The organism is Burkholderia paludis (assembly GCF_000732615.1).
GTDB lineage: Bacteria > Pseudomonadota > Gammaproteobacteria > Burkholderiales > Burkholderiaceae > Burkholderia > Burkholderia paludis.
In genome coordinates this window covers 62770-72220 of sequence record NZ_JPGL01000053.1, presented here as the reverse complement: position 1 = coordinate 72220, position 9451 = coordinate 62770, and the positions used below count along the sequence as shown (strand labels likewise).

The 9451-nt window shown below is 65.7% G+C and carries 9 protein-coding genes; 7 read left to right on the top strand and 2 right to left on the bottom strand.

Going from position 1 to position 9451, the window contains the following annotated elements:
- Positions 1 to 85 precede the first annotated feature (85 nt).
- A complete protein-coding gene (locus tag GQ56_RS0127860) occupies positions 86 to 832 on the bottom strand; it encodes a hypothetical protein (protein ID WP_031401780.1) in 747 nt (248 codons plus the stop codon).
- Positions 833 to 1005: 173 nt separating this feature from the next.
- Between GQ56_RS0127860 and GQ56_RS0127855 the strand changes: the two genes are divergently transcribed.
- The 3 genes from GQ56_RS0127855 (at position 1006) to GQ56_RS0127845 (ending at position 4463) form a co-directional block, all read left to right on the top strand.
- Positions 1006 to 2442, top strand: a complete 1437-nt coding sequence (locus GQ56_RS0127855) for an aldehyde dehydrogenase family protein (RefSeq protein ID WP_031401779.1) — start codon at positions 1006 to 1008, stop codon at positions 2440 to 2442.
- 123 nt (positions 2443 to 2565) lie between these two features.
- Positions 2566 to 3756 (top strand): NAD(P)H-dependent flavin oxidoreductase, encoded by a 1191-nt coding sequence (locus tag GQ56_RS0127850; protein WP_031401778.1) that lies wholly within the window; start codon positions 2566 to 2568, stop codon positions 3754 to 3756.
- A gap of 65 nt (positions 3757 to 3821) precedes the next feature.
- A complete protein-coding gene (locus GQ56_RS0127845) occupies positions 3822 to 4463 on the top strand; it encodes an OmpW/AlkL family protein (protein ID WP_034197815.1) in 642 nt (213 codons plus the stop codon).
- A 75-nt stretch (positions 4464 to 4538) separates the two neighbouring features.
- Here GQ56_RS0127845 and GQ56_RS0127840 read toward each other — a convergent pair whose 3' ends face one another.
- The gene (locus GQ56_RS0127840) at positions 4539 to 4742 is read right to left on the bottom strand and encodes a DUF1289 domain-containing protein (RefSeq protein WP_010095552.1); all 204 of its coding nucleotides are present in this window, start codon (positions 4740 to 4742) and stop codon (positions 4539 to 4541) included.
- Positions 4743 to 5136: 394 nt separating this feature from the next.
- Here GQ56_RS0127840 and GQ56_RS0127835 point away from each other — a divergent pair, with 394 nt between their 5' ends.
- The 4 genes from GQ56_RS0127835 to GQ56_RS0127820 all read left to right on the top strand — a co-directional run bounded on the left by GQ56_RS0127835 (position 5137) and on the right by GQ56_RS0127820 (position 9222).
- Complete coding sequence (locus GQ56_RS0127835) at positions 5137 to 6231, top strand: polyamine ABC transporter substrate-binding protein (RefSeq protein WP_031401776.1); 1095 nt, start codon at positions 5137 to 5139, stop codon at positions 6229 to 6231.
- Between the two features lie 86 nt (positions 6232 to 6317).
- Entirely contained in the window at positions 6318 to 7478 is a 1161-nt protein-coding gene (locus tag GQ56_RS0127830; RefSeq protein ID WP_031401775.1) for an ABC transporter ATP-binding protein, read from the top strand.
- Positions 7475 to 8401, top strand: coding sequence for an ABC transporter permease subunit (locus tag GQ56_RS0127825; RefSeq protein WP_031401774.1), 927 nt, complete (start codon positions 7475 to 7477; stop codon positions 8399 to 8401). The genes GQ56_RS0127830 and GQ56_RS0127825 overlap by 4 nt, the downstream gene beginning before the upstream one ends.
- Positions 8398 to 9222: an ABC transporter permease subunit gene (locus tag GQ56_RS0127820; RefSeq protein WP_031401773.1), complete on the top strand. Its 825-nt coding sequence runs from the start codon at positions 8398 to 8400 to the stop codon at positions 9220 to 9222. The genes GQ56_RS0127825 and GQ56_RS0127820 overlap by 4 nt, the downstream gene beginning before the upstream one ends.
- The last annotated feature ends 229 nt before the right edge of the window (positions 9223 to 9451 follow it).

The window sequence follows — 9451 nt, the reverse complement described above, 5'->3', positions numbered from 1 at the left end:
GATGGGGGGCGGTGGCTCGCGCCGTTGGGCGGGCCCGCTGCCGGACCCGCCGCAGCCCGGCGTGCGGGCTGCCTGACGAACGTCTTCAGGTGGCGGTGTGGGTGGTGCGCGCGATCGAGCGGATGCTGCGCTCGACGCGCACCAGGATGATCAGCACGGCAAGCGACACGAACGAATACAGCGCGACGAGCGTGGCGATGCCGGCGTAGCGTGCGGTCTGGTCGTGCTCGGCAGCCGTTTCTTCCGCTGCCTTCTTCTCGTTCTCGACCGCGGTCCGGCGGGCCTCGTAGCGCTCGGAGAAGTCGCGCATGACCGCCGACACGATGTCGGTGTACGCCTGCTCGCGCGCATACTCGTCGCCATGCCCGGCAACCTTCTTCTTGATGCTGGCAGCGACGTCGGCGCGCGACAGCACCTTGTCGAGATACGCGATCTGCTGCTGGTAGTAAGCGATGTCAGGATGTTCCTCGTCGCCGAGCACGTTCTGGAACGACGGCTCGTATGCGTCGCGATCGACGGCGTAATCCGCCGACAGCGCCGCCCGGCCGTGTTTCTGCACGATGCCGGACAATTGCGTCGACAGGCGCTGTGCGGGCGACTCGCTGTCGTCCTTCGCGGCCGCCTCGGTCTTGGCGGGCGCGTCGCTCTGCCACGCGAACGAGGCCGGATCGACCTGGATGGCCGAATCGACCTTCGGCGCTTTCGACAGGCGCGCATCGAGTGCGATCGCGCCGAAAATGCCCCCGCCGATCAGTACCACGGTCGCGAACAACAGCACGATCACGCGCAGTACCTGAAGATAGCCGCCCTCGATTTTGGTCAGGATGCTCAAGGCATTCTCCTTTCTTATGATGAATGAGGCGCCGAGGCTAAAGACCTTTCCAATGGCTGTCAATCGTCACGCCGGACAACCGCAAGGCTCGCTAGAATGTCGGCTTTCCCGCAACGCATGGGACCCGGGCGGGCGCTGACGCGCCGGCCCCGGCCGACAGGAGACGAAACACGATGAAAATCTACGACCAGTTCTATATCGACGGCGCATGGCGCAAACCGGCCGGAACCGGCACGATCGACGTGATCGATTCGGGCACCGAGGCCGTGATCGGCCGGATTCCGGAAGGCGTCGCATCCGACGCGCAGGACGCGATCCGCGCAGCGCGTGCGGCGTTCGAGGCCTGGGCGGCCACGCCGGCCGCGACGCGCGCGGGTTACCTGCGCAAGATCGTCGAGCATCTGCAGGCGCGCAGCGAGGAACTCGCCCAGTCGATCACCGGCGAAGTCGGGATGCCGATCAAGCTGTCGCGCGCGATCCAGGTCGGCGGCCCGCTCTATAACTGGAAGGCGTACGCGAAGCTTGCCGAATCGTTCGAATTCGAGGCGCAGGTCGGCAATTCGCTCGTCGTGCGCGAGCCGGTCGGCGTCGTCGCGGCGATCACGCCGTGGAACTACCCGCTCAACCAGATCACGCTGAAGGTCGCGCCGGCGCTCGCGGCGGGCTGCACGGTCGTCCTGAAGCCGTCCGAAGTCGCGCCGCTCAATGCGTTCATGCTTGCCGAGGCGATTCACGAAGCCGGCCTGCCGGCCGGCGTGTTCAACCTCGTATGCGGCTACGGCCCGGTGGTCGGCGAGGTGCTGGCCGGCGACCCGGAGGTCGACATGGTGTCGTTTACGGGCTCGACGCGCGCCGGCAAGCGCGTGGCCGAGCTGGCGGCCGCGGGCGTCAAGCGCGTGGCGCTCGAGCTGGGCGGCAAGTCGGCGTCGGTGATCCTCGACGACGCCGATTTCGCGACCGCGGTGAAGGGCACGGTCAACGCGTGCTATCTGAACGCGGGCCAGACCTGCTCGGCGCACACGCGCATGCTGGTGCCGGAAGCCCGCTACGACGAGGCGCGTGCGCTCGCGAAGGCGGCGGCCGAAACGTACGTCGCGGGCGACCCGCGGCAGGACACGACGCGCCTGGGCGCGCTCGCGTCTGCCATTCAGCAGCAGCGCGTGCAGGCCTACATCCAGCGCGGGATCGACGAAGGCGCGGAACTCGTGACGGGCGGCACGGGCCTGCCGGAAGGGCGGGAGAAAGGCTTCTTCGTGAAGCCGACCGTGTTCGGCCGCGTCGATCCGAACTCGACGATCGCGCAGGAGGAGATCTTCGGGCCGGTGCTGTCGATCATCACGTATCGCGATGAAGACGAGGCCGTGCGGATCGCGAACGATTCGCCGTACGGGCTCGGCGGCGCGGTGTGGGCCGGCACCGACGAGCGTGCGATGGGCATCGCGCGCCGCATCCGCACCGGGCAGGTCGACATCAACGGCGGCACGTGGAATGCCGCCGCGCCGTTCGGCGGCTACAAGCAGTCGGGGCACGGCCGCGAGAACGGCGTGTACGGGCTCGAAGAGTATCTCGAGTACAAGTCGATGCAGCTCAAGCCGTCGAAGCCGGACTGAGCGCGCCGCGCGACCCGAACCGGAAACGGCACGCTCGCGTGCCGTTTTTTTATTGACGGGCGTCAAGGTGCGCGTCGGTGAATCGTCGATCATCGCGGTTCCGATGTTCCGACGAGGTTTCAGATGACCGTACGCACTTCCTTTCCGCCGCTGACGATTCGCGGCCGCACCTTGCTGCCTGTCGTGCAGGGCGGCATGGGCGTCGGCATCTCCGCACACCGGCTGGCGGGCAGCGTCGCGCGCGAGGGCGCGGTCGGCACGATCGCCAGCATCGACCTGCGCCACCATCATGCGGACCTGCTCGCGCGTTGCCGCGCGCAACCCGACCGCGCGACGCTCGAAGCCGCGAACCTCGAGGCGCTGGCGCGCGAGATCCGCCTCGCGAAGACCTACAGCGAAGGGCGCGGGATGATCGCGGTCAACGTGATGAAGGCAGTGAGCGCGCACGCCGACTATGTGCGCGTCGCGTGCGACCAGGGCGCGGACGCGATCGTGATGGGCGCGGGCCTGCCGCTCGACCTGCCCGATCTCACGCAGGGCTGCGACATCGCGCTGATCCCGATCCTGTCGGACAGCCGCGGGATCGCGCTCGTGCTGAAGAAGTGGATGAAGAAGGGGCGCCTGCCCGATGCGATCGTGATCGAGCACCCGGCGCATGCGGGCGGGCACCTCGGCGTCACGCAGATCGACGACATGCACGACGGGCGCTTCGATTTCGCGCGCGTGCTCGACGAGACGGCACAGGTGATGGCGTCGCTCGGTCTCGAGCGCGAAACGATCCCGCTGATCGTTGCGGGCGGGATCAATAGTCACAACACGGTGCGCGCGGCGTTCGCGGCCGGCGCGAACGCCGTGCAGGTCGGGACGCCGTTCGCGGTGACGGAGGAGGGCGACGCGCATCCGGACTTCAAGCGCGTGCTGACCGATGCGACGCCCGAGGACATCGTCGAATTCGTCAGCGTGACGGGCTTGCCCGCGCGCGCGGTGAAGACGCCGTGGCTCGATCGTTACCTGCGCAACGAGACGCGCATCCGCACCAAGCTCGGCGCGCTGAAGCAGCGCTGCCCGACCTCGCTCGAATGCCTGAGCGTATGCGGCTTGCGCGACGGCATCGAGAAGTTCGGCCACTTCTGCATCGACACGCGGCTGGCGGCCGCGCTGCGCGGCGACGTCGCCAACGGGCTGTTTTTCCGCGGCCGCGAAGCGTTGCCGTTCGGCCGTGCGATCCGCAGCGTGCGCGATCTGCTCGACCTGCTGCTGACGGGCAGTGCGGCGGAGCCTGCGGCAAACCGTCCCACGTTTACGCTGGCTTGATGGATATCAAGATGCGGAAAAGACCCTACAGGGAGAATGGAAACCATTCTTTGGGGGTCCGTACCATGCTTAAAACGATTCGTACTTGTGTCACCGCTGCCGCCGTTGCGGCAGGTTTCGCCATGCTGCCTTCGCTGTCGCACGCGGCTTCGCCCGGCGACGGCATCAACCAGGGCGACGTGCTGGTGCGCCTGCGCGCGATCAGCATCCAGCCGAACGAACGCGCGAGCGACACGCTGGGCGCGCTCAACGTCGGCGTGAACAACGCGATTGTGCCGGAGCTCGACTTCACGTACATGATCCGCGACTACCTCGGCGTCGAGCTGATCCTCGCGACGTCGCGGCACCAGCTGACGTCGAGTGTCGGCAATCTCGGCGGCGTGGGCGTGCTGCCGCCGACGCTGCTGCTGCAGTACCACTTCAACCACGCCGGCAAGGTGCGTCCGTACGTCGGCGCGGGGGTGAACTACACGTACTTCTACAACAACGGTCTCAACGTCGGCGGCGAAGGCGTGTCGATCAACAAGAGCAGCTTCGGTCCGGCGCTGCAGTTCGGCGTGGACGTGCAGCTGACGAAGAAGGTGTTCATGAACGTCGACGTGAAGAAGATCTGGATGAGCACCGATGCGACGCTCGGCGACAAGGGCATCGGCACGCTGCACATCGATCCGCTGATCGTCGGCGTGGGCGTCGGGATGAAGTTCTAGACGCAGCGGAAAAAGAACAGAGTTGGGGTTGGCGGCATGGCGGTCTGCATGCCGCTTTTTTTTTGCGCGACGGCTTTACAGCTTGTCGTACTGGAAACGCATCGCGGTGCCTTCGCGCGAGATGCGCTCCCACACCGCGCGTTTTTCGTCGTCGCTCAGGAACACCCAGTTCGACACTTCGGCGGCCGTGCGGCCGCAGCCCTTGCAGACTTCGTCGAAGAGGGTCGAGCATACGCCGATGCAGGGGCTGTCGGGCAGGTCGTGGAGATTGGAGGCCATCGGAAGGGTTCGCGCAGTTGAATCGTCAGCCGCCATTTTAATCCATCGTGCCCGTTCGGTCGGGCGAGGTCCGCCGGCATGCTGTCCGGCCGCGCGCACGCGACTGTCCGGTCGCGCGCCCGGCACGCGAGCGCGGTTTCGCCGCCGTTCGTTTTTCCAGGTGGACAGCCGCCGATTACCCGATAGAATTCCCCGGGAACACCCCGCCGCACGGGCAGCTCGATCGGCCGGCGGCGGGAATCTGTTCCGTTTGCGCGACACCGGCATGATTTTTTTGTGACGGCGCGCGAATGATGGTAGTTTTCGGGGTTTTCGAGGGGCGGCGCGCCAGAATGCGCCGTCATGACGAGGCAGACGGCAGCCGGGCAGCGTGTCCGGTCGGAGGGAGAACGGGATGAAAGCAAAGGTAGTGGGCCGGTTCGCAGCGCTCGCGCTGTGCGTGGGTGCATCGGCGGCGGCGGCGAAGGATACGCAGCTTAATGTCTATAACTGGTCGGACTACATTGCGAAGGACACGATCCCGAACTTCGAGAAGCAATCGGGCGTCAAGGTCCGCTACGACAACTACGACAGCGACGACACGCTGCAGGCGAAGCTGCTGACGGGCAGCTCGGGCTACGACATCGTCGTGCCGACCAGCAACTACGCGGGCAAGCAGATCGCCGCCGGCATCTTCGCGCCGCTCGACAAGTCGAAGCTGCCGAACCTCAAGTACCTCGATCCGCAACTGATGGCGCTCGTCGCCGGCGCCGATCCGGGCAACAAGTTCGCGGTGCCCTGGGCGTACGGCACGACCGGCCTCGCGTACAACGTGACCAAGGCGCAGCAGGCGCTCGGCAAGGTGCCGCTCGACAACTGGGACATCCTGTTCAAGCCGGAGAACCTGTCGAAGCTGAAGACCTGCGGCGTATCGGTGCTCGACGCGCCCGACCAGATGTTCGCCGCGGCGCTGCACTACATCGGCAAGGATCCGATGAGCACGAACCCGGCCGACTACAAGGCCGCGATGGACGTGCTGAAGAAGATCCGCCCGTACATCACGCAATTCAACTCGTCGGGCTACATCAACGACCTGGTCGGCGGCGACATCTGCTTCGCGTTCGGCTGGTCGGGCGACGTCGTGATCGCGAAGCATCGCGCGCTGGAAGCGAAGAAGCCGTACAAGGTCGAGTACTACATTCCGAAGGGCGGCGCGCCGGTGTGGTTCGACGTGATGGCGATTCCGAAGGACGCGAAGAACAAGGATGCCGCGCTGCAGTGGATCAACTACATCGAGGATCCGAAGGTGCACGCGGCGATCACGAACGCCGTGTATTACCCGAGCGCCAATGCCGAGGCCCGCAAGTACGTGCGGCCCGACGTCGCGAACGACCCGGCCGTCTACCCGCCCGCCGACGTCGTGAAGACGCTGTTCCTGCTCAAGCCGCTGCCGCCTGAAATCCAGCGTCTGCAGACGCGTCTGTGGACCGAGCTGAAGTCGGGCCGCTGACGCGAGCCGAAGTGAACCGGCAGTCATGAAGCCCCTGGCACCCCCGGGGGCTTTGTTCGTCTAACGCAGGAGAGAAGCAGCACATCATGAATAGCCAGTCGGGTGCGCCGGTTGCGGGCGCGCCGTTCTCCGTTTCCTCCTCCGGCGCCGATGCGCGCGCCGAGAACTTTGTCCAGATCGTCGACGTCGTCAAGAAATTCGGCGACACCGAAGCCGTGCGCAGCGTCAACCTGACCGTGCGCCGGGGCGAGCTGTTCGCGCTGCTCGGCAGCTCGGGCTGCGGCAAGTCGACGTTGCTGCGGATGCTCGCGGGCCTCGAAACGGTCACGTCGGGCAAGATCCTGATCGATGGCGAGGATCTCGCGCAGATGCCGCCGTACAAGCGGCCCGTGAACATGATGTTCCAGTCGTACGCGCTGTTTCCGCACATGTCGGTCGAATCGAACGTCGCGTTCGGCCTGAAGCAGGAAGGCACGCCGAAGGCCGAGCTGAAGGAGCGCGTCGCCTCCGCGCTGGAACTCGTGCAGATGGGCAAGTACGCGAAGCGCAAGCCGCACCAGCTGTCCGGCGGCCAGCAGCAGCGCGTCGCGCTGGCCCGCTCGCTGGTCAAGCGGCCGAAGCTGCTGCTGCTCGACGAGCCGATGTCCGCGCTCGACAAGCAGATCCGCCAGCGGACGCAGATCGAGCTCGTCAACATCCTGAACAAGGTCGGCGTCACCTGCATCATGGTCACGCACGACCAGGAAGAGGCGATGACGATGGCGAACCGCCTCGCGGTGATGAGCGAAGGCCAGATCGTGCAGATCGGCTCGCCGAACGAAGTGTACGAATATCCGAACAGCCGATTCTCGGCCGAATTCATCGGCTCGACGAACCTGTTCGACGGCCTGACCGTCGAGGACGAGCCCGATCACGTGTACATCGAGTCGCCCGAGCTGCCGAGCCGGCTGTACGTGAGCCACGGGATCTCGGGCCCGCTCGGGATGCCGGTGACGGTGTCGGTGCGGCCCGAGCGGATCGCGCTCACGCGCAAGCCGCCGGAAGGCGCGTTCAACTGGGCGCGCGGCAGGATCAGCAACGTCGCGTACATGGGCGGCTATTCGCTGTATCACGTCAAGCTCGACGCGGGCAAGACGGTGATCGCGAACGTGTCGAGCCTCGCGATTTCCGAGCTCGAGACGCCGGCGCTCGGCGACGAGATCTACGTGCGCTGGAGCGCGACCGCAGGTGTGGTGCTGACCTCATGAAGGCGTTCAAGTCCCTGCTCGAGTGGCCGGTGCGGCGCTTCAACCTGACGGGCGCCACGGCGGTCGTCGCCGGGCCGTTCACGTGGCTCGTGCTGTTCTTCCTCGTGCCGTTCGTGCTGGTCGTCAAGATCAGCTTCGCCGAACTGCAGCTCGGCATCCCGCCTTACACTGAGCTGGCGTCGTATACCGACGGCGTCGTGCACGTCGCGCTGAACCTGTCGCACTACGCGTTCCTGTTCACCGACAGCCTGTATTTCGCGACCTACGTGAACTCGGTGTGGGTGGCCGCGATCACGACGCTGCTGTGCCTGCTGATCGGCTATCCGATGGCGTACTACATCGCGCGCTCGAACCCGGCGACCCGCAACCTGCTGATGATGGGCGTGATGCTGCCGTTCTGGACGTCGTTCCTGATCCGCGTGTATGCGTGGATCGGCATCCTGAAGAACAACGGGCTGCTGAACAACTTCCTGATGTGGATCGGCCTGACGCATACGCCGATCGAGCTGTATCGCACCAACTACGCGGTGTACATCGGGATGGTGTATTCGTACCTGCCGTTCCTCGTGATGCCGCTCTACGCGCACCTCGTGAAGATGGACCTGCGCCTGCTCGAAGCCGCCTACGACCTCGGCGCAAAACCGTGGAAGGCCTTCGTGCGGATCACGCTGCCGCTGTCGAAGAACGGGATCATCGCGGGCTGCCTGCTCGTGTTCATCCCGGCGGTGGGCGAGTACGTGATTCCCGAGCTGCTCGGCGGCGCGAACACGCTGATGATCGGCCGCGTGATGTGGAACGAGTTCTTCAACAACGCGGACTGGCCGATGGCGTCGGCCGTGACCTGTGCGATGGTGCTGCTGCTGCTCGTGCCGATGGCGATGTTCCAGCACTTCCAGGCGAAGGAGCAAGGGGGCCGCCGATGAAGCCGAATCGTTACCTGCAGTTTGCGGCGCTGTTCGCCGGCTTCGCGTTCCTGTACATCCCGATCATCAGCCTGATCGTCTATTCGTTCAACGAGTCGAAGCTCGTCACCGTGTGGTCGGGCTTCTCGTTCCGCTGGTACCAGGCGCTCGTCGACGACGACGAACTGCTGACGGCCGCCTGGCTGTCGCTGAAGATCGGCGTGCTGACCGCGTTCGCGTCGGTGTTCATCGGCACGTGGGCGGGCTTCGTGCTCGCGCGGATGGGGCGTTTTCGCGGCTTCGCGCTGTTCAGCGGGATGATCAACGCGCCGCTCGTGATTCCGGAAGTGATCCAGGGGATCTCGCTGCTGCTGCTGTTCATCGAGCTCGCGAAATGGATCGGCTGGCCGGCCGAGCGTGGCGTGTTCACGATCTGGCTCGGCCACGTGATGCTGTGCATCTCGTACGTCGCGATCATCGTGCAGTCGCGCGTGCGCGAGCTGAACCCGTCGCTGGAAGAGGCCGCGCTCGATCTCGGCGCGACGCCGCTGAAGGTGTTCTTCACGATCACGCTGCCGCTGATCTCGCAGGCGTTGATCGCGGGCTGGCTGCTGTCGTTCACGCTGTCGATCGACGATCTCGTGCTGTCCGCGTTCCTGTCGGGCCCCGGCTCGACGACGCTGCCGCTCGTGGTGTTCTCGCGCGTGCGGCTCGGGCTGAACCCGGAGATGAATGCGCTCGCGACGCTGTTCATCGTCGCGGTGACGGCCGGCGTCGTGATCGCGAACTTCGTGATGCTGCGCCAGGAGCGCAAGCGGATGGCGGGGGCCGCGGCGGCGTAACATCGCGCCGGCCGTGCCCGATTGCCTGAACGGGCGGTTCTTCGATGGAAGGGCCGCCCGTTTTGTTTTTTCTTCCGGATCTTGCGGTCCCGCCTGATTGGCGGCGCGGTGCGGCGCAGCGCAGCACAGGAAAAGGATGAACCCTGCATTCCCGTTTTGATGCCGCACCGGCAATTTCGTGAGCTGACCGTGTGGGTGATTGTCGTTGATTGGCGCTGCCGGGTGGCAT